Below are 17773 nucleotides of genomic sequence, written 5' to 3'. Positions count from 1 at the left end.
AACGATGACGCGGTCTATCGCTGGAATGCCTCAACCACAAAATCAATGAACACCCGGGTCTTGGCCGGCATCAGCGTCCGGCTCGGGTAATACAGCGAGATCGGCCCCGCATCGGCGTGCCAGTCCGGCAGCAGGCGCACCAGTTCCCCGCGCTCGATGTTCGCTGCCACATCCGGCAATACCAGCAGCGTCACCCCCAGGCCCAGGAGCGCTGCCTCACGCATGGCGGCAGGATCGTTGAGCACGATGTTTTCGTTCAGACCGGCGCTCTCTTCATGGCCCGCTCGATCGTGCATCACCCATTGACGAATCCGCCCGGTGCGAATGCCGCGCATCACAATGCCGGTGTGTCCGATCAGGTCGGCCGGCGTGCGCGGCAGCGTGCGTCCTGCCAGATAGGCCGGTGAGGCCACTGCGACGATATCTGCCGCCGCCAATGTCCGTGAGATGACTCCAGGCGTGAGTTCGAAGCCGCCGCCGATGGCCGCGTCATAACCTTCAGCAATCAAGTCCACCTGGCGATTTTCGAAGTGCCACTCTGGTCGAATCAGCGGATAACGCGCCAGGAACTGCGGCAACAACGGCAACACATGACCGATGCCAAACGTCGGCGCCAGGCTGACTTTGAGCACACCGGCCGGCTCCCCGCGATCGCTGCTCACGGCACTGATCGCCGCTTGCAACGCCTCCAGGTTGCCGCCGATGCTGGCCAGAAATCCCTCACCGGCTTCAGTGAGCGACAGCTTGCGGGTCGAACGCTGGAACAACCGCACACCCATATTGCGCTCCAGCATCGCCACGTTGCGGCTGACCGCGGCGGGTGTCAGCGCCAGCAAACGTGCCGCGGCGGAAAAGCTGCCCGTTTCAGCGCTGCGTACAAAAGATTCGAGGTTGGCGAGGGTTTCCACGTCTGGCACCTGCTATGAATACTTGAAAATCATTCAAGTCATTACCCGCTAATCAAGAGCTAATGGCAAGCGCAGTATTCACGCCAACGACAACCCCTTGGAGTGAATCACCATGAGTACTATCGGCATCATCGGCGCTGGCGCCATTGGTTCAGCGTTTGCCAGAGCCTTGTCCCGTCAGGGCATCGAAGTCGTCATCGCCAACAGTCGTGGCCCGGAGACCTTGGCCGCCCTGGTGGCGGAACTCGGCCCGACGGCGCGCGCCGGCACCCGTGAAGAAGCGGCCGCCCAGCCGATCGTTCTGGTGGCGGTCAACTGGTCGAAATTGCCGACGGCACTTGCTGGTTTGCCCGACTTTGGCGGGCGGATCGTGATCGACGCCAATAACTCGATCGAGGCGCCGTCGTTCAATGCGGTGGATTTGCAGGGCCGTACGTCTAGCGAAGTGTTCGCCGAATGGGTGCCGGGGGCGCGGGTGGTGAAGGCGTTCAATCATCTGGTAGCGCGTTTGCTGGAGAGTGACCCGGCGGCGGAGGGCGGTCGGCGGGTGCTGTTTGTGTCGGGCGATGATGCCGAGGCGAAAGCTCAGGTGGTTGCGTTGACCGAACGCTTGGGCTTCTTCGGGATTGATCTTGGGGAGTTGAGTGTCGGCGCGCGGTTGGCGCAGTTTCCGGGTGGGCCGCTGCCAGTGTTGAACCTCGTGAAGTTCGCCTGACACGGTTTGCGGCAATGAACGCAAATCCTGTAGGAGCCGGCTTGCTGCGGGCGGCGTTCCGACGATAACGGTGTGTCAGGCAACATATTCGTTGATGATGCAGCGCTATCGCCAGCAAGCCGGCTCCTACAGGGGTGTTGCCGGATGGCGCGGATCTTCGTGGGTCCCCGCGCCGTCCGTTGAACGCGTTAAGCCCGTTCGATCGCCAGTGCCACGCCCTGACCACCACCGATGCACAGGGTGGCGAGGCCTTTCTTGGCGTCGCGCTTGATCATTTCATGCAGCAAAGTCACCAGCACGCGGCAGCCCGAAGCACCGATCGGGTGACCCAGCGCAATGGCGCCGCCGTTGACGTTGACCTTGTTCAAGTCCCATTCCAGGTCCTTGGCCACCGCCAGGGATTGTGCGGCGAAGGCTTCGTTGGCTTCGATCAGGTCCAGTTGGTCGATGGACCAGCCGGCTTTGCTCAGGCAACGGCGAGTGGCCGACACCGGGCCGATGCCCATGATCGCCGGGTCCACGCCCGCGTTGGCGTAAGCAGCAATTTTCGCCAACACCGGCAGGCCCAGGGCCTTGGCTTTGTCTGCGCTCATCAGGATCACGGCAGCGGCGCCGTCGTTCAGCGACGAGGCGTTACCGGCGGTCACCGAGCCGTCCTTCTTGAAGGCCGGTTTCAGTTTGCCCAGAGCTTCGGCGGTGGTGCCGGCGCGAGGCTGTTCATCGGTGGCGAAGGACAGCGGATCGCCCTTGCGCTGTGGAATCAGGATCGGCGTGATTTCATCGGCAAAACGCCCGGCTTCGATGGCGGCCGTGGCTTTCTGCTGCGAGGCCGCAGCGAAGGCGTCCTGTTGCTCACGAGTCAGGCTGTACTTTTCAGCCAGGTTTTCGGCGGTGATGCCCATGTGGTAATCGTTGAACGCATCCCACAGACCGTCGCTGATCATGGTGTCGACGATTTGCGCGTGACCCATGCGCAGACCGGTGCGCGCACCGGGCATGACGTAGTTGGACAGGCTCATGTTTTCCTGGCCGCCGGCAATGATCACCTCGGCGTCGCCGCAGCGAATCGCCTGAGTGGCCAGGTGCAGGGCCTTGAGGCCCGAGCCGCAGACCTTGTTCAAGGTCATGGCCGGCACGGTGAACGGCAGGCCCGCCTTGATCGCGGACTGACGTGCAGGGTTTTGCCCGGCGCCGGCGGTCAACACCTGGCCCATGATCACTTCATCGACTTCAGCCGGGTTCAAGCCGGTTTGCGTCAGCAACTGACGGATCACCGCAGCACCGAGGTCTACGGCGGACACATTGGCCAGCGAGCCCTGGAAGCTGCCGATGGCAGTACGGGTGGCGGCGACAATGACGACTTCTTGCATGGAATGATTCCTCACTGGGCAGCGAACTGCATTTCCGGAACGTGGTCCGGCACGATCAGTTTACCGGCGGTCTTGGCGACGATCTCTTCGACGCTGACGCCCGGTGCACGCTCTTTGAGAATGAACGCGCCGTTTTCGATTTCAAGATACGCCAGGTCAGTCAGTACGCGCTTGATGCAACCAGCGCCGGTCAGCGGCAGGCTGCATTGGGACAACAGCTTGGACTCACCGTCCTTGGACGCGTGGGTCATGATGACGATGATGTTGTCTGCGCCGGCCACCAGATCCATCGCGCCGCCCATGCCCTTCACCAGCTTGCCAGGGATCATCCACGAGGCGATGTTGCCTTGCACGTCGACTTCAAAGGCGCCCAGCACGGTCAGGTCGACATGACCCCCGCGAATCATCGCGAAGGACTCGGCCGAGGAAAAGATCGACGCGCCGATACGCGCGGTCACGGTTTGCTTGCCGGCGTTGATCATGTCGGCATCGATGGTTTCTTCAGTAGGAAAAGGACCCATGCCGAGCAGGCCGTTTTCCGACTGCAGCATGACTTCCATGCCTTCGGGAATGTAGTTGGCGACGAGGGTCGGAATGCCGATGCCCAGGTTTACGTAGAAGCCGTCCTGCATTTCGCGGGCGACGCGTTGAGCCATTTGTTCGCGGGAAAGTGCCATTGTTGTTATTCCTTCATTCGGTCCGGGGGCAGGGGATCACTTACGCACGGTGCGCTGTTCGATGCGCTTCTCGAACGTGCCGCAAATGACCCGGTCGACGTAGATGCCAGGGGTGTGGATCTGCGCCGGGTCCAGCTCGCCGGGTTCGACGATTTCTTCGACTTCGACCACGGTGATCTTGCCGGCGGTAGCGGCCAGCGGGTTGAAGTTCTGGGCGGTGTGGCGATAGATGACGTTGCCGAAATGGTCGGCTTTCCAGCCTTTGACGATGGCGAAGTCACCGGTGATGGATTCTTCCATCAGGTACTTGCGACCGTGGAATTCACGCACTTCCTTGCCTTCGGCGACCGGGGTGCCGACGCCGGTAGCCGTGAAGAATGCCGGGATGCCGGCGCCGCCCGCGCGCATTTTTTCGGCGAGGGTGCCTTGGGGGGTCAGGATGACTTCGATTTCGCCTTTCAGCAGTTGCTCTTCGAACAGCTTGTTCTCGCCGACATAGGAGGCGACCACTTTGCTGATCTGGCGATCTGTCAGCAGCACGCCAAGACCGAAACCGTCGACGCCGCAGTTGTTGGAAACCACGGTCAGGTCACGGGTGCCTTTGCGCTTGATCTCGGCGATCAGGTTTTCCGGAATGCCGCACAGGCCGAAGCCGCCAGCAATCACGGTCATGCCGTCTTCAAGACCTGCCAGAGCTTCCTCGTAGGAACTCACGCGCTTGTCGAAACCTGCCATATGCACCTCTTTTATTCTTTGTGGGCGGCTGGCTAGCCGTATGGGATGGAGTGTCTCGCTGGAGGATTTATTTGTTAAGTTGATTTTTAAGGTTGATTGATAGATAAAACTCACCAATTAATCCTGTAGGAGCATGGCTTGCCCGCGATGACGATCTCCTGGACGCCATCGCGGGCAAGCCATGCTCCTACAGAAAGCACCTGCGCTCATTACTGGAGCAGTTAGCCTATGACAGTCAAGCAGATCCGCGCCTTTCTGGCGGTGGCCCAGAGTCTGAGTTTTGCCGTCGCCTGCGAACGGTTGCACCTGTCGCAATCGGCGTTGAGCCTGACCATCAAGGCCCTGGAAGAAGGCCTTGGCGGACGCCTGTTCACCCGCAACACGCGCAACGTGGCGCTGACGCCCGAGGGTGAATCCCTGGTGCCGTTGGCCCGCCGATTGATCGCCGACTGGGACAATGCCGAGGACGAACTGCGCCAGCGTTTTACCCTGCAACGTGGGCGCGTGACGCTGGCGGCGATGCCGTCGTTTGCCGGCAACCTGCTGCCGCCGATCCTCAAGACGTTCCGCGCGCGCTATCCCAAGGTCAACGTCACGGTGAATGACGTGATCAACGAACAGGTGCTGGAAATGGTGCGCGATCGCCAGGTCGAGTTGGGCGTAGCGTTTGAACCGACGCAAAGTTCGTCGCTGCAATTCACGCCGTTGTACCGGGACCGGTTTGTGGCGGTGGTGCCGTTCGATTCGCCTTTTTCAGAGCGCGAAGACATTGATTGGCAGACGTTGCTTGAAGAGCCTTTCATTACCTTGCAGCGACCGTCGACGGTGCGGGTGATGCTGGAGGAGCACTTGCAAACGCGGGGGATGAAGTTGCCGGTGGAGTTTGAAAGCCATCAGTTGGCGACAGTCGGGAGAATGGTCGCCAGCGGCCTGGGGGTGAGCGCGGTGCCGGCGTTGTGTGCCGGGCAGATGCGCGAGTTGGGCGCGCGGTGCATTACCCTGCGTGACCCGGTGGTGGAACGGGCGATCGGGGTGTTGACCAAGCCTGGGGTGGAGTTGTCGGCGGCGGCGCAGGCGTTGTTCGATATTCTCAAGGAAGAAAATTTCGACCAACGCCTTGCCCTGTGAAACCGCTCGGTTCTACTTTTTAGCGGCCGACAACGGTGGGGTTCGCGGCGGGATCATGCGCTTGGTCCCCGTCGACTCGAATGCCGACGCAAAGCGTAGCAGCGTCGAATCGTCGTAGGCGCGACCGGCAAACGTCAGCCCGACGGGCATGCCGATGTCCGGCATCACGCCCATCGGGACGGTGACCGTTGGCACACCCAAATGCCGGATGGCGAGGTTGCCGTTGGCCACCCAGATGCCGTTGCTCCAGGCGATGTCCGCAGAGGCCGGGTCGACATCGGCATTCGCCGGCGCAACGTCGGCCACCGTCGGGAACAGCACCGCATCGAGTCCCAGCCGATCCATCCAGTCTTCCAGGTCGATTCGACGGGTTTTTTCCAGGCCGCGCAAGCCATCAGGCACTGTGGAGATCTGATCCCACGGGGTGATGCCGCGCTCGGCCATCCGCACGTATTCGTCCATGCCGGCGACCAGGTCGCCCTCGCGGTTGGGCAAGGTTCCCGGGTCGTGCGGGAAAATCAGCGGCCCGTCGACATCGACCAGACGGTTCAATTTAGGGTCGCCGTTGGCCTGCAGGAAATCATCGAATGCCCAGGCCGTCAGGTCCCACAACTCATGATGCAGGAACTCTTTCGACACCAGGCCTCGGGTAAACACCGTCGGCGCCCCCGGACGATCACCCTCGCAATTGGAGACCAGCGGGAAGTCGACTTCAATCACTTCGGCGCCCGCCGCTTCAAGTGCCTTGCGGGCCTCTTCCCAGAGCCCGATCACCGATGGCCGCGTGTTGATGCGCTGCCCCGTCGGCCCGCCGATACCCGGTGCGTCGCTCGTGCCCGCGTCGGGATCGGCGTTGATGTACATGCGCGGAACGCCGAGGCGTTTGCCGGCGAGTGCATCGGTGTTCGCCGCAAGTTCGGCATAGGACGCCGGGCGCACCGAGGCGACGCTCGGAATCGGCACCCAGGGTTGCATCCGCCACAGATCGCCGCGGGTGTCGGGATCTTCCGCCACCACCACGTCGAGCACTTCAAGCAGGTCGGCCATGGTTCTGGCGAAGGGCACGACGACGTCCATGGTCGGCGTCAGCGGCCAGTTGCCGCGCACCGAGATCACCCCGCGCGACGGCGTGTAGGCGCACAAACCGTTGTTCGAGGCCGGACCGCGACCGCTCGACCAGGTTTCTTCCGCGAGACCGAAGGCCGCGAAACTGGCGGCGGTCGCCGTCCCGGCGCCATTCGACGAACCCGAGGCGAAAGGGGCGGTGAGGTAGTCAGCGTTGTACGGGCTTTCGGCACGGCCGTAGACTCCGCGCTGCATGCCGCCGTTCGCCATCGGCGGCATGTTGGTTTTGCCCAGGCAGATCGCACCCGTGGCGCGAAGCCGTTCGATGGTGAACGCATCGCGCCAGGCAATCAGGTGGGCGAAAGCGGGGCTGCCAGAGGCGGCGGTCAGCCCTTTGACCAGATAACTGTCTTTGGCGGTATAGGGAATGCCATCGAGCGGCCCCAGCGTTTGACCTTTGGCCCGACGGGCATCGGACGCCCGCGCTTCATTGAGCGCCTCGGGATTGCGCACCACCACGGCGTTGAGTGCGGTGGCGGTGTCTGGGCCATCGTAGGCATCGATACGGGCCAGGTAAGCCTGCACCAGCTCGACGGCGGTGGTCTGCCCGGATTCGAGCGCCGCGCGCAGTTCGGCAATGGACACTTCAGTGACTTCGATCATGCGCTTACCACCGGCTGCTGAGGGGTGACGGGTTGAATGTTTCCATCACGCGGGAGCGTTGGCTCAGGGGCATCACTTTTCTCAAAATGGGTTCTCATATCCGTTCTCGTTGCACTGCATTACGCGACAGCGTGCTATTTAACACCAAGTTGGGCCAGATAGAGTTGTCGATACGCGTCAACCAGTTGATCCAGGGTGAAAGCGCGATTGCGGCCACTGGGGTTGGGCAAGACCCAGACCGAGGCGTTACCGAACGTTTGCGACTGAAGCCCCCAGGCCACGTTGCGCTGGCCGGATAACGCGCCATAGGCGGCCTTGCCGAGAAAAGCCACACAGCGTGGCGCATAGTGCGCGATCTTCTGTTCAAACTGCGTAGCGGCGGCGATGAATTCATCCACCGACAACTGATCCGCGCGCGCCGTTGGTCGCTCCACCACGGCCGTTAAACCACAGTGATACTGCACGATTGTCCGGTCATCTTCCGGGCGAACTTCCTCCGGCGTAAAGCCGGCCAGATGAAGGGTGCGCCAGAAGCGATTGCTGCGGCCCGCAAAATGATGCCCTTGGGCGGCGGCCATCATGCCGGGGTTAATGCCGCAAAAAACCACCGCCAGATGCTTTGCCAGCCTGTCTTCGAGTCTGTTGCCCGTCATGACGTCGCTCAAGCGCAGATCACGTTGATCGCATTGCGTGCGATCTCGGTCAGTTCAGCCCGGGATTTGCCCGCCCGCGCACGGATGGAAATGCTGTGCAGCAGGGAGGAGGCGAGCACGGCGAGGGCCGCAGCGTCGACATCGTCCTTGAGCTCTCCTTTATCAATGGCCACGCGCAGACGCGCTTCGAGGTCGGCATCCAGTCGGCTGAGTCGATCCGACAGTACATCGCGAATTTCCGGATCTTCGACGGCTTCGGTGGTTGCCGTGCCAATCGCAAAGCAACCACGGGGTTGGCCGTCACCCGAGAAGTAAATCGACAACTGCCCCTCGTAAAACTGCATCAACGCCTGGCGCAAAGTCAGCTCTTCGCTCGTCAGCGCCTCGTGCATGGCGGCGGCGGCGAACTCCCAATATTGCTCAAGCGCTTTGATATAGAGCGCGTGCTTGTCGCCGAATGCGGCATACAGGCTCGGCCGGTTCATCCCGGCTGCGCTGGCGATGCTGTCCAGAGACGCACCGGAATAGCCGGTGTTCCAAAACACACCGAGCGCTTGTTGCAAGGCAGTCTGCGGGTCATAGGCGCGAGGACGGCCGCGTCCTTTGCCCTCGGTAGTTTTATTTTGTGCCATGTCGTACAAAATCCTTGAGTCTGGGGGTGGCGTGGCTATATTCTTACACTATCGCACAAAATTAAGGAACCAGAAATTCCTTGCTTGCGGGTTTGTTGTAGCGGAGCTCGATCGGGGTATTGCGGCTACGAAACAGGTGCGGCGGAGCGATCCTCCCGAGCGCACACGGTAAGGCGCTGTTCCAGTGGGTGTTAGCCCGATTTCCCGGTTAAAGGTGTATTCGATCATGACTAAACAGTTCGATCTCTCAGCGACACAGACCCTCGGGCATCCTGGCCCGAACCCGGCTGACGCGCCCGTGAAAAAACCGTTCAAAGCGAAAATGCGGCCCTTGCTGATGGTCGGTGTGCCGCTGCTTTTCGCCGCGTTTGGCTACGCACGCTATCAGGCGGGCGAGCCCTTTGTTTCGACCGACAACGCCTACGCCCGGGTGGCCAAGGCCTCGATCAACGCACGCGTTTCCGGACAGGTCGTCGAGATTGCGGTTCAGGACAATCAGCCTGTGCACAAAGGCCAGGTGCTGTTCCGCATCAACCCGGAGCCGTTTCAGATCGCGGTCAACCGTGCAGAAGCACAGTTGAGCGTCGCGCGGCTGCGTATCGATGGGCTCAAGGCCAGTTACCGGCAGCAGCAGGCCGAGTTGCAGTCCGCCAGAGAGTCCGCGGATTTCGACCAGAAAGAGTTTGCCCGCAAGAAAACACTGGTCGCCTCCGAGTTTGTCTCGCGGGCCGTTTACGAGCGGGCGGACACCGACCTGAAAGTGGCACGGCAGCGCATTGCGTCGATCGAACAACAGATCGCCAGCACCGTCGTTGCGCTCAGCGGCAACCCGAACATCGACGCGGACAGTCACCCGACGGTGCGCGAGGCCAGGGCTCAACTGGACGAGGCGCAACTCTACCTCGGGTATGCGACGGTGTACGCGCCGGACGATGGCATTGTCGCCAAGGTCGACGACTTGCAGGTGGGCAACTTCGTCAACAACGGCGCGCCGGCGTTTGCGCTGCTGTCCGATCGCGAGATCTGGATCGAGGCCAACTTCCGCGAGACGCAGGTCACCCATATGCGCCCCGGGCAGGCAGCGACCATCAGCATCGATACCTATCCCAATCACGTGTTCAAGGCCCACGTCACCAGCATGAGCCCGGGGGCCGGCTCGGACTTCGCCCTGCTGCCGCCGGAGAACGCGACCGGCAATTGGGTCAAGGTGGTGCAGCGCGTTCCGGTGCGCCTCGAACTCGATGAGGCGGATCCTGCCCTCGCGCTGTTCTCGGGCACCAGCGCCACGGTCAAGGTCGATACCGGCTATCGCACGCCGTGGTGGCATCCGCTCAAAGCATTGCTGACTGCGGGTGGCGCCTGATGAACAGCCAACAGAGTGGAAAACCGGCGAGAGAGGGCGCGCATGCGCTTAGGTTCGCGGCGCTGCTGGCGACGTACATGCAGTCGGCGAACCTGCCTGTGCCGAACGCGGTACTCAGGTTGATTCAGGGCAGCCTGTCGATGACCGACGACCAGGCGGGCTGGATCTTCACCTCGTACCTCGCTGCGAGCGCCATCACCCTGCCGGTCGCGCAATGGCTCGCCGGGCGTTATGGCTTGAAGCGTGTTTATCTGACCGCGCTGGCCTTTTTTGCCCTTGGCTTGCTGCTTGCGACGCTGGCCACGACGCCGCTGGAATTCGTCGGTGCGCGGATCATCCAGGGGCTCGCGAGTGGCGTGCTTGCGCCGTTGTCGATGGCGATTTCGATGGAGACCCTGGCCCTCGAGAAGCGTGCGAAGTTTGGCGCGACGTGGACCGCCATCGTGTTGTTCGGCATCGTCAGCGGGCCGAGCATCGGTGGCTGGATCGGCGAACATTTCGGCTGGCGGCCGATCTTCTACATCAGCCTGCCGTTGTCGGCGTACATCTTCCTGGTGATGGCGCTTTTGCTGAAGGAGAAGAAGGCCGAGCAGCGGCCGTCATTCGACTTCTTTGGCTTTGGCACTTTCACGTTGGGTTTGATCAGCCTGCAAATGCTGCTCGACCGTGGTGAACGCCTGGACTGGTTTACCTCGACCGAGATCTGTCTGGAAGCGTTGGGCTGTGCACTGGGGTTCTATCTGTTCGCGGTGCATGTGCTGACGGCGAAGGTGCATTTTCTCAACAAGCGTTTGTTCGACGACCGCAATTTTGTGCTGTCGACGGTCATCTTTTTCGCCGTGGGTTTCGTGCTGCTGTCGACCATGGCGCTGACCTCGCCGATGCTCGACGAAATTCTCGGCTACCCGCCGGACACCACGGGGTTCCTGACGATCCCGCGTGGCGTCGGACTGGTCGGCGCGTTCCTGCTGATGGGCCGTGTTCCCGAGCGCTTTGACCGCCGCGGGTTCGTGGCGGCAGGTGTCGCCCTGGTGGTCTATGCCAACTGGCTGATGCTCGGTTATTCGCCGTTGATGGACGAGTGGCCGGTGGCGGTGGCCGGTGCGGTTCAGGGCATTGGCATCGGCGTCTTGATGCCGTCGCTGACCAAGGTTGCGTTCAGCACGCTCGACCCCGCGTTGCGCCCGGAAGGCACCGGTTTGTTCAACCTGTCACGGGTGTACGGCAGCACTTTGGGCGTTGCGATTGTGCAGTTGTTTTTCTTCAACAACACGCAAGCGATGCACACGGCGCTGGTCAGCAACCTGACGCCTTATCGCGCGGCTGCGCTTTCCGTGCCGACGTCCCTGCAAGCCCTGGAAGGGCTCAACGAAATGATCACGGGCCAGGCGGCTTTTATCGCGCTGATCGGTCAATTCAAGATTTTGCTGGTGGTGATGCTGGTGGTGAGTCCACTGGTGGTCTTTCTTCGCAAGCCGGCTGCGGCCAACTAGTTTTCGTGGAGTGTGCCAAATGAAATCTCATGCGCTCGCAATCAACAGACAGACGTTCAAAACCACGTTCGGCGCGGCGGCAGTGTTGGTGTTCCTGACCGCCTGTACCGTCGGCCCTGACTACCAAATGCCTGCGCCGAGCCAGTCGCAGCACTACGATCAACAGGCCGAACAGCGTCTCGGTCAGCGTGGCAACAAGCAGATTGACCTGGGCCAGAAGGTCCGCGGTGACTGGTGGACGGCGTTCCGTTCGCAGAAGCTCGACACGGTGGTGCGTCGGGCCATTGCGGGCAATCTTGAACTGGTGGCGGCGGATGCAACCATCCGCCAGGCGGCGTCCTCGGTGACCGCGGCGGAAGGTGCGTTGTACCCGCAAGTCGATTTTGGCGCCCAAGCGGGCCGTCAACGGGTTCATAACGCCAAAGAGCCGGCCGTCTCCAACTTCTATGCGATCGGGCCACGGGTCGGTTTTGACCTGGATGCGTTCGGCGGCAACAAGCGCTTGGTGGAGCAACAGGAAGCGTTTGCCGATCTGCAAAAGCATCGCTACGAAGCGGCGTACCTGACCCTGACCGGTAATGTCGCCAGTCAGGCGTTGCTGGTGGCGTCTGCGAATGCGCAGATGCAGGCCGTCGAAAAACTGCTGGCCAACGACGCGAAAAACCTCGACCTCGTGCGCATGGCCCACGCCAATGGCAGCACCACGCAGATCGATGTTTCGCTGGCCGAAACCCGGCTCGCTCAAGACCGCACGTTGTTGCCGCCTCTGGCTCAGCAGCGCGATTCGGCACGCCACGCGCTGTCGATTCTGACGGGCAAAGGCCCGGGCGACTGGATCGCGCCGGACTTCGACCTGGCCGAGTTTGCATTGCCGGCCAACGTGCCTGTCAGCTTGCCTTCTGAAATGGCCCACGACCGGCCGGATGTGCGCCAGGCAGAAGCAGAACTGCACATGGCCAGCGCTGCCGTCGGCGTCGCAACCGCGAACCTCTATCCCCACGTCACGTTGTCCGCGTCGCTGGCACAGGCCGCTTCGGGCAATGGCGGTGCCGCTCTCTGGGGCTTCGCGGCAGGGCTGGCGGGGCCGATCTTTGATGGTGGAACGCTCAAGGCTGAACGTCAGGCTGCCATCGATGGCTACAACGCGACACTCGCCGGTTACCAGCAAACCGTGATCAGTTCGTTCGGCCAGGTCGCCGACACGCTGCAAGCCATCAACCATGACGCCGAGGAAAACCTTGCGCAGGAAGACGCTTTGCGCGCGGCCGACACCAGTTTGCGCTTGAACCAGCAAGCCTACGCGCAAGGCGAGAACAGCATTCTCCAGGTGCTGGAAGCGGAGCGCGCTTATCAGCAGGCGTTGCTGGGGCGGATCCAGATCAAGACGGCGCAATACCTCGACACGGTGCGCCTGTACGTGGCGCTCGGCGGTAATTCCGTTGGCGCATTCGAGCAACGGGTGGCCACACGCGAAGCACAGAACCCTGCGTATCAATAGCGGCTGCGGCCCCGACAATTGGAGTAAAGACATGTCTTACGAAGCCTTTCACGATGCACTTCGCGATCAACGTTTTGCGCTCAACCATGGCGCGGGTGAAATGCCGGCGGTTGGGTTCGGCACGCTGTTTCGTGATCTCACGGTCACCACGCAAGCGGTCAAGGAGGCCCTGCACGCAGGCTTTCGTCATTTCGATTGTGCAGAACGCTATCGAAATGAAGAACAGGTCGGCATTGCCTTGCAAGAGGTGATGGCGAGCGGAACAATCCGCCGCGAAGACCTGTTCATCACCACCAAACTGTGGAACACCAACCACCGCCCCGAGCGGGTTCAACCGGCGTTCGAGGCCAGTTGCCGACGGCTGCAAGTGGACTACATCGACTGCTACCTGATCCATACGCCGTTTGCCTTTCAACCCGGTGAGAACCAGGACCCGAGGGACGAGCAAGGCAACGTCATCTACGATTCAGGGGTCACGTTGATCGAGACATGGCGGGCACTTGAGCGTCTGGTGGATGAAGGTCGGTGCAAGTCCATCGGCTTGTCGGACATCACGTTGCCGGCGTTGCAAGCGATTGTCGCCGAGGCGCGGATCAAGCCCGCCGTCGTGCAGGTCGAGTCCCATCCTTATTTGCCGGAATGGGAACTGCTTGAGTTTTGTCAGCAACATGGAATTATCGTCCTGGCGTTTGCACCACTCGGCCATGGCATGGAGCCCAATGTGCTGGAGGATTCGGTGATTACCGGGATCGCCCGGCGCGTGCAGAAGACCCCGGCGCAAGTGGCGCTGGCCTGGTCGGTGCAGCGGGGCGTGGCGTTTCTGACCACGTCGGCGACACCGAGCCACATCCGGGAAAACTTCGATCTGTCCACGCTGCCACACCGGGCGATGCTTGAAATCAAGGAAGAGATCACCACTCGGATACGGTTCAATTCGGTGGTGGAAACCGGTGTTCCCGGTTTTATTCCACGCAAGAAGTAGCCCGATACGCGAAGGGCGGCCTGCCGTAAGGTCGCCCTTTTTTATCCAGACCCTTGAGGCCTAGCGATGGACATTTTCCAGACCATGCGTTTTTTTGTGGCTGTCGCCCAAACCGGCAGCTTTACGGCGGCGGCGCAGATGCTGGACACCACCACGACCAACATTTCCAAAGCGGTGACCAGTCTGGAGGCCCGGCTTCAAACACGCCTGATCAACCGGACCACGCGACGCCTGGCATTGACCGAAGCCGGTGTGCGCTACTTGCAGCGCTGCGAGAAAATTCTTGAAGAGGTGCGTGAAGCCGATGAGGAAGCAGGAACCGCTCACATCACGCCGGTGGGCCGGCTGAAGATTCACGCGATGTCCGCCATCGGCAACCATTACGTGATCGATGCGATTGCCAAGTACCGAGAGACTCACCCCTCGGTGATGTTTGATCTGACCCTGACCAATCGGCTGCCCGATTTGCTGGAGGAGGGGTATGACATGTCGATCGTGTTAGCGCGGGACCTGCCCGATTCCGGGTTTGTCGCTCAAAGGCTGGGCATCACTTACAGCATCCTCTGCGCTTCGCCGGCGTACTTGAAGAAACGCGGACACCCTGATTCTCCAGGGGCGCTTGGCGCACATGATTGTCTGCGGATTGTGAATACGGTCATGCCGGTTGAAAACTGGGCATTCGAGGGGCCGGACGGCGTGGAGACGGTGAACATTCCGGTCTCTCCCTTTCACGTCAATACCGCCGATGCGATGACGGTCGCGATAAAGAATGGAATGGGGATCGGTATTCAACCTATTGCGTCTGCCGTGGACGGACTAAAAGCCGGCACGTTAGTGCGCGTGTTGCCGGATTATCATTTCGAGGAATTCAACTTGTTTGCCATCTACCCGTCACGAAAGTTCGTGGATGCGAAGATCAGGACATGGGTGGAGTTTCTGAAAGACTACATTCCGGGTCTGTTGGCCTCCGATGAGGACATTGTCGGTTCGCCAGCAAAACCCTGACAGGCGCGGCAGGCATGGAGTGTCGACCCTCCATCGTCCGCACGCTACTCAACCGTTCGAGCAGCCTGTGCCCATGACTTGATATTGCAGGGTATGCCGCTGACCGTGAGAGTCTTCATAAATCATTTGGGCCGGCACTGGCGCGCATTCGTTTGCAATGTCCGACACCGTAATGATCTTCTGAATATCAAGCTTCATTCCGTAGGTGTAACTTTCAACCGGTATCTGGCTGGTTTCTGCATTGGCATGACTTTCGTCTGCAAAGGCCTGTGCGGTCAAACTTCCAAGAGCAAGGAACAGCGCAGCTTTTAAAACGTTCATGGTATTCACCTTGGCATCGACTATTTCGGGGTTGTTACCTGGCGAGCAAGTTGCTGACAACTTCAATGGCTCGTTGGGTAGAGTCGATGCTAGGTGTTTATGGCTTAGCCATATATTGGTCGACCGGACAAACACTGTTGTCGGATTTCGCATGAATCCTGAATCGGCAGGCTCAGGCCGCCTGATTTCTCCCCGACCACTTCGCTTGATAGCGCCATGTTTTCGCTCTTGAGTTTTCAGCGGTTTTCAGACTCAAATGGTCCTTTTCAGGACGGTGACGATATGGAACATCGGTGTGAAGTAGCAGTGCTCGGACTCGGCGCGATGGGCGCCGCGACGGTGTATCAACTGGCGAAATCCGGGGTCAGGGTCATCGGCGTCGACCGACACCATCCTCCCCACACGCAGGGCTCCAGCCATGGGGACACGCGCATCACTCGGCTCTCGGTCGGCGAAGGTGCGGCGTACGTGCCCATTGTCCGCAACTCGCATCGGATCTGGCGTGAACTCGAAGCGCTGTCCGGCGAGTCGCTGTTCGAGCAGTGCGGCGTGCTGGTGTTGAGCTCCAGCCCCGGCTATGACGCCGACGATGCCAACGACTTCACGAACCGCACCCTTCAACTGGCGAACACTTACGGCATCGAGCATGACGTGTTGTCCGCCGAACAGATTCGCCAACGATTCCCACAGTTTTCCCAGGTGCTGGACACTGCCGTCGGCTACTTCGAACCGAGTGGCGGTTACGTCCGGCCGGAACGCTGCATCGCGGTGCAATTGCAGCTCGCCGAGGAACACGGCGCCACGTTGTTCAAGGGCGAAACCGTCATGCATATCCGCTCGGACGAGCAGGGTGTCACCCTCACCACCGACCAGCGCACGATCCGCGCCGACAAAGTCGTGGTCAGTGCCGGCATGTGGTCCCGGGATTTGTTGGGACAGCCGTTCGACCGTTTGTTGCGGGTGTGTCGGCAGAAACTGTTCTGGTTTGAACAGGAAGAACACGCCCGGTTTGCCGAGGTGTCACCGACGTTCATCCTTAGCCACGGCCCGGCGCAGTCCTTCTATGGCTTCCCGCCGTTACCGGGCGAGGGCAGCGTGAAAGTCGCGACGGAGCAATACACTGAAGAATCCTCGCCAGACACGCTGGACCGCACCGTCAGCGCCGCCGAGGAAAGCGACATGTTCGAACGTCAGGTGCGGGGCCGGATCGCAGGCGTGACTTCGCGTGTGCTCAAGTCGGCGGTGTGCGCGTACACCGTCACGCCGGATTCGCACTTCATCATCGACGAGCATCCGTCGCTGAAAAACACCCTGGTGGTGTCGGCCTGTTCGGGACATGGTTTCAAACATTCCGCAGCATTGGGCGAGGCGGTGGCGCAGTGGTGCGTGCGTGGCAGCAGTGACCTGGACCTGTCTGCGTTTTCGTTGAAGCGGTTTGCCTGACTTGCCGATCCCGAACACCCCGCGATCCGTAGGAGCCAGGCTTGCCGGCGAAGGCGTCCGTGAAATCGCCATCGCCAGCAAGCCGGGCTCCTACAGGTTTGGGGTGAACCCAAGATCCCGGCCACCCTGCGATCCGTAGGAGCCAGGCTTGCCGGCGAAGGCGCCCGTGAAATCGCCATCGCCAGCAAGCCGGCTCCTACAGGTTTTGTGTGAACCCCTAATCCCGGACATCCCCCCAATCCGTAGGAGCCGGCTTGCTGGCGATGGCGTCCGTGAAATCGCCATCGCCGGCAAGCCGGCTCCTACAGGTTTTGTGTGAGCCCCTAATCCCGGACACTCCGCGATCCGTAGGAGCCGGCTTGCTGGCGATGGCGCCCGTGAAATCGCCATCGCCGGCAAGCCGGGCTCCTACAGGTTTGGTGTGAACCCACAATCCCGAACATCCCGCGATCCGTAGGAGCCGGCTTGCCGGCGATGGCGCCCGTGAAATTGCCATCGCCAGCAAGCCGGGCTCCTACAGGTTTGGTGTGAACCTAAAATCCCGAACATCCCCCAATCCGTAGGAGCCAGGCTTGCCGGCGAAGGCGTCCGTGAAGTCGCCATCGCCGGCAAGCCGGGCTCCTACAGGTTTGGGGTGAACCCAAGATCCCGGACACCCCACGATCGTAGGCGCCAGGTTTGCCGTGGAGGGTGGATTGATACTAATTGGCCATCATTTCCGGTAAAGTGTGCGCCGCCCGAGAGACGGATCCCGGGCGTTTACCCAAGGAGTCATTCAGTGAATCACCTCAGCAAAGTTGTTGCCGTTACCCTGTTCGGCCTGGTTCTGGCGGGTTGCACCGGCGCCCCGATGAAGACTCAGCAATACGACGCCAGCCAATACACGGTGGTTGGCCACAGTGAAGCGAGCGCCACGGGCCTGATGCTGTTTGGCGTTATCCCGATTCGCCAGAACAGCCGTTTTGTTCGCGCGCAAGACGCTGCGATCAAAGCCAAGGGCGGCGATGCACTGATCAACACCCAAGTGCAGGAAAACTGGTTCTGGGCCTGGGTCCTGAGCGGTTACACCACCAAGGTTTCCGGTGATGTGATCAAGCTGAAAAACGTTCAGTAAGTGATCGC

At 61.0% G+C, this 17773-nt stretch carries 17 protein-coding genes; 9 read left to right on the top strand and 8 right to left on the bottom strand.

Annotation, left to right across the window (positions count from 1 at the left end; all coding sequences use genetic code 11):
- Nucleotides 1-14: 14 nt before the first annotated feature.
- A complete protein-coding gene (locus ACYZUC_RS08310; RefSeq protein ID WP_223554498.1) occupies nt 15-908 on the bottom strand; it encodes a LysR family transcriptional regulator in 894 nt (297 codons plus the stop codon).
- Between the two features lie 112 nt (nt 909-1020).
- Here ACYZUC_RS08310 and ACYZUC_RS08305 point away from each other — a divergent pair, with 112 nt between their 5' ends.
- Complete coding sequence (locus tag ACYZUC_RS08305; RefSeq protein ID WP_461994973.1) at nt 1021-1623, top strand: NADPH-dependent F420 reductase; 603 nt, start codon at nt 1021-1023, stop codon at nt 1621-1623.
- Nucleotides 1624-1811: 188 nt separating this feature from the next.
- Here ACYZUC_RS08305 and ACYZUC_RS08300 read toward each other — a convergent pair whose 3' ends face one another.
- From ACYZUC_RS08300 to ACYZUC_RS08290, 3 genes are read right to left on the bottom strand one after another with little or no spacing between them, the layout of a single operon-like run.
- On the bottom strand, nt 1812-2993 hold the full coding sequence (locus ACYZUC_RS08300) for an acetyl-CoA C-acetyltransferase (protein ID WP_207286150.1): 1182 nt from the start codon (nt 2991-2993) through the stop codon (nt 1812-1814).
- Between the two features lie 11 nt (nt 2994-3004).
- Nucleotides 3005-3670, bottom strand: coding sequence for a CoA transferase subunit B (locus ACYZUC_RS08295; RefSeq protein ID WP_057399619.1), 666 nt, complete (start codon nt 3668-3670; stop codon nt 3005-3007).
- A gap of 36 nt (nt 3671-3706) precedes the next feature.
- Entirely contained in the window at nt 3707-4405 is a 699-nt protein-coding gene (locus ACYZUC_RS08290) for a CoA transferase subunit A (RefSeq protein ID WP_218436408.1), read from the bottom strand.
- Nucleotides 4406-4633: 228 nt separating this feature from the next.
- On the opposite strand from ACYZUC_RS08290, the gene ACYZUC_RS08285 reads away from it, so the two are divergent.
- The gene (locus ACYZUC_RS08285) at nt 4634-5533 is read left to right on the top strand and encodes a LysR substrate-binding domain-containing protein (RefSeq protein WP_461994971.1); all 900 of its coding nucleotides are present in this window, start codon (nt 4634-4636) and stop codon (nt 5531-5533) included.
- Nucleotides 5534-5545: 12 nt separating this feature from the next.
- On the opposite strand, the gene ACYZUC_RS08280 is transcribed toward ACYZUC_RS08285, so the two are convergent.
- The 3 genes from ACYZUC_RS08280 to ACYZUC_RS08270 form a co-directional block, all read right to left on the bottom strand.
- Nucleotides 5546-7261, bottom strand: a complete 1716-nt coding sequence (locus tag ACYZUC_RS08280; RefSeq protein WP_461994969.1) for an amidase — start codon at nt 7259-7261, stop codon at nt 5546-5548.
- Nucleotides 7262-7395: 134 nt separating this feature from the next.
- Nucleotides 7396-7914, bottom strand: a complete 519-nt coding sequence (gene mug / locus ACYZUC_RS08275; RefSeq protein WP_461996684.1) for a G/U mismatch-specific DNA glycosylase — start codon at nt 7912-7914, stop codon at nt 7396-7398.
- A gap of 8 nt (nt 7915-7922) precedes the next feature.
- Nucleotides 7923-8546, bottom strand: a complete 624-nt coding sequence (locus ACYZUC_RS08270; RefSeq protein ID WP_461994967.1) for a TetR/AcrR family transcriptional regulator — start codon at nt 8544-8546, stop codon at nt 7923-7925.
- A 226-nt stretch (nt 8547-8772) separates the two neighbouring features.
- Here ACYZUC_RS08270 and ACYZUC_RS08265 point away from each other — a divergent pair, with 226 nt between their 5' ends.
- The 5 genes from ACYZUC_RS08265 (at nt 8773) to ACYZUC_RS08245 (ending at nt 14887) form a co-directional block, all read left to right on the top strand.
- Entirely contained in the window at nt 8773-9909 is a 1137-nt protein-coding gene (locus tag ACYZUC_RS08265) for an HlyD family secretion protein (protein WP_461994966.1), read from the top strand.
- The gene (locus ACYZUC_RS08260; RefSeq protein WP_461994965.1) at nt 9909-11402 is read left to right on the top strand and encodes a DHA2 family efflux MFS transporter permease subunit; all 1494 of its coding nucleotides are present in this window, start codon (nt 9909-9911) and stop codon (nt 11400-11402) included. Before ACYZUC_RS08265 ends, ACYZUC_RS08260 begins: the two co-directional genes overlap by 1 nt.
- A 19-nt stretch (nt 11403-11421) precedes the next feature.
- A complete protein-coding gene (locus tag ACYZUC_RS08255; protein WP_461994963.1) occupies nt 11422-12900 on the top strand; it encodes an efflux transporter outer membrane subunit in 1479 nt (492 codons plus the stop codon).
- A 31-nt stretch (nt 12901-12931) separates the two neighbouring features.
- Entirely contained in the window at nt 12932-13882 is a 951-nt protein-coding gene (locus tag ACYZUC_RS08250) for an aldo/keto reductase (protein ID WP_461994961.1), read from the top strand.
- A gap of 66 nt (nt 13883-13948) precedes the next feature.
- Nucleotides 13949-14887 (top strand): LysR family transcriptional regulator, encoded by a 939-nt coding sequence (locus tag ACYZUC_RS08245; protein ID WP_461994959.1) that lies wholly within the window; start codon nt 13949-13951, stop codon nt 14885-14887.
- Between the two features lie 48 nt (nt 14888-14935).
- Here the strand turns inward: ACYZUC_RS08245 and ACYZUC_RS08240 are convergent, their stop codons facing one another.
- The gene (locus ACYZUC_RS08240) at nt 14936-15208 is read right to left on the bottom strand and encodes a DUF2790 domain-containing protein (protein ID WP_461994957.1); all 273 of its coding nucleotides are present in this window, start codon (nt 15206-15208) and stop codon (nt 14936-14938) included.
- 282 nt (nt 15209-15490) lie between these two features.
- On the opposite strand from ACYZUC_RS08240, the gene solA reads away from it, so the two are divergent.
- Complete coding sequence (gene solA / locus ACYZUC_RS08235; protein ID WP_461994955.1) at nt 15491-16651, top strand: N-methyl-L-tryptophan oxidase; 1161 nt, start codon at nt 15491-15493, stop codon at nt 16649-16651.
- A 778-nt stretch (nt 16652-17429) separates the two neighbouring features.
- Nucleotides 17430-17765: a hypothetical protein gene (locus ACYZUC_RS08230; RefSeq protein ID WP_008033343.1), complete on the top strand. Its 336-nt coding sequence runs from the start codon at nt 17430-17432 to the stop codon at nt 17763-17765.
- Nucleotides 17766-17773: the final 8 nt, after the last annotated feature.

This window comes from Pseudomonas sp. GT1P32, from assembly GCF_054897805.1.
Note: the sequence above shows the minus strand (reverse complement) of the source record. Positions and strands in the feature narration are given on the sequence as shown.

Excerpts from the sequence above, each read along its gene's own strand:
- ACYZUC_RS08305 (WP_461994973.1), top strand. The coding sequence starts at position 1,021 with ATGAGTACTATCGGCATCATCGGCGCTGGCGCCATTGGTTCAGCGTTT.
- ACYZUC_RS08300 (WP_207286150.1), bottom strand. The coding sequence starts at position 2,993 with ATGCAAGAAGTCGTCATTGTCGCCGCCACCCGTACTGCCATCGGCAGC.
- ACYZUC_RS08295 (WP_057399619.1), bottom strand. The coding sequence starts at position 3,670 with ATGGCACTTTCCCGCGAACAAATGGCTCAACGCGTCGCCCGCGAAATG.
- ACYZUC_RS08290 (WP_218436408.1), bottom strand. The coding sequence starts at position 4,405 with ATGGCAGGTTTCGACAAGCGCGTGAGTTCCTACGAGGAAGCTCTGGCA.
- ACYZUC_RS08285 (WP_461994971.1), top strand. The coding sequence starts at position 4,634 with ATGACAGTCAAGCAGATCCGCGCCTTTCTGGCGGTGGCCCAGAGTCTG.
- ACYZUC_RS08280 (WP_461994969.1), bottom strand. The coding sequence starts at position 7,261 with ATGATCGAAGTCACTGAAGTGTCCATTGCCGAACTGCGCGCGGCGCTC.
- mug (WP_461996684.1), bottom strand. The coding sequence starts at position 7,914 with ATGACGGGCAACAGACTCGAAGACAGGCTGGCAAAGCATCTGGCGGTG.
- ACYZUC_RS08270 (WP_461994967.1), bottom strand. The coding sequence starts at position 8,546 with ATGGCACAAAATAAAACTACCGAGGGCAAAGGACGCGGCCGTCCTCGC.
- ACYZUC_RS08265 (WP_461994966.1), top strand. The coding sequence starts at position 8,773 with ATGACTAAACAGTTCGATCTCTCAGCGACACAGACCCTCGGGCATCCT.
- ACYZUC_RS08260 (WP_461994965.1), top strand. The coding sequence starts at position 9,909 with ATGAACAGCCAACAGAGTGGAAAACCGGCGAGAGAGGGCGCGCATGCG.
- ACYZUC_RS08255 (WP_461994963.1), top strand. The coding sequence starts at position 11,422 with ATGAAATCTCATGCGCTCGCAATCAACAGACAGACGTTCAAAACCACG.
- ACYZUC_RS08250 (WP_461994961.1), top strand. The coding sequence starts at position 12,932 with ATGTCTTACGAAGCCTTTCACGATGCACTTCGCGATCAACGTTTTGCG.
- ACYZUC_RS08245 (WP_461994959.1), top strand. The coding sequence starts at position 13,949 with ATGGACATTTTCCAGACCATGCGTTTTTTTGTGGCTGTCGCCCAAACC.
- ACYZUC_RS08240 (WP_461994957.1), bottom strand. The coding sequence starts at position 15,208 with ATGAACGTTTTAAAAGCTGCGCTGTTCCTTGCTCTTGGAAGTTTGACC.
- solA (WP_461994955.1), top strand. The coding sequence starts at position 15,491 with ATGGAACATCGGTGTGAAGTAGCAGTGCTCGGACTCGGCGCGATGGGC.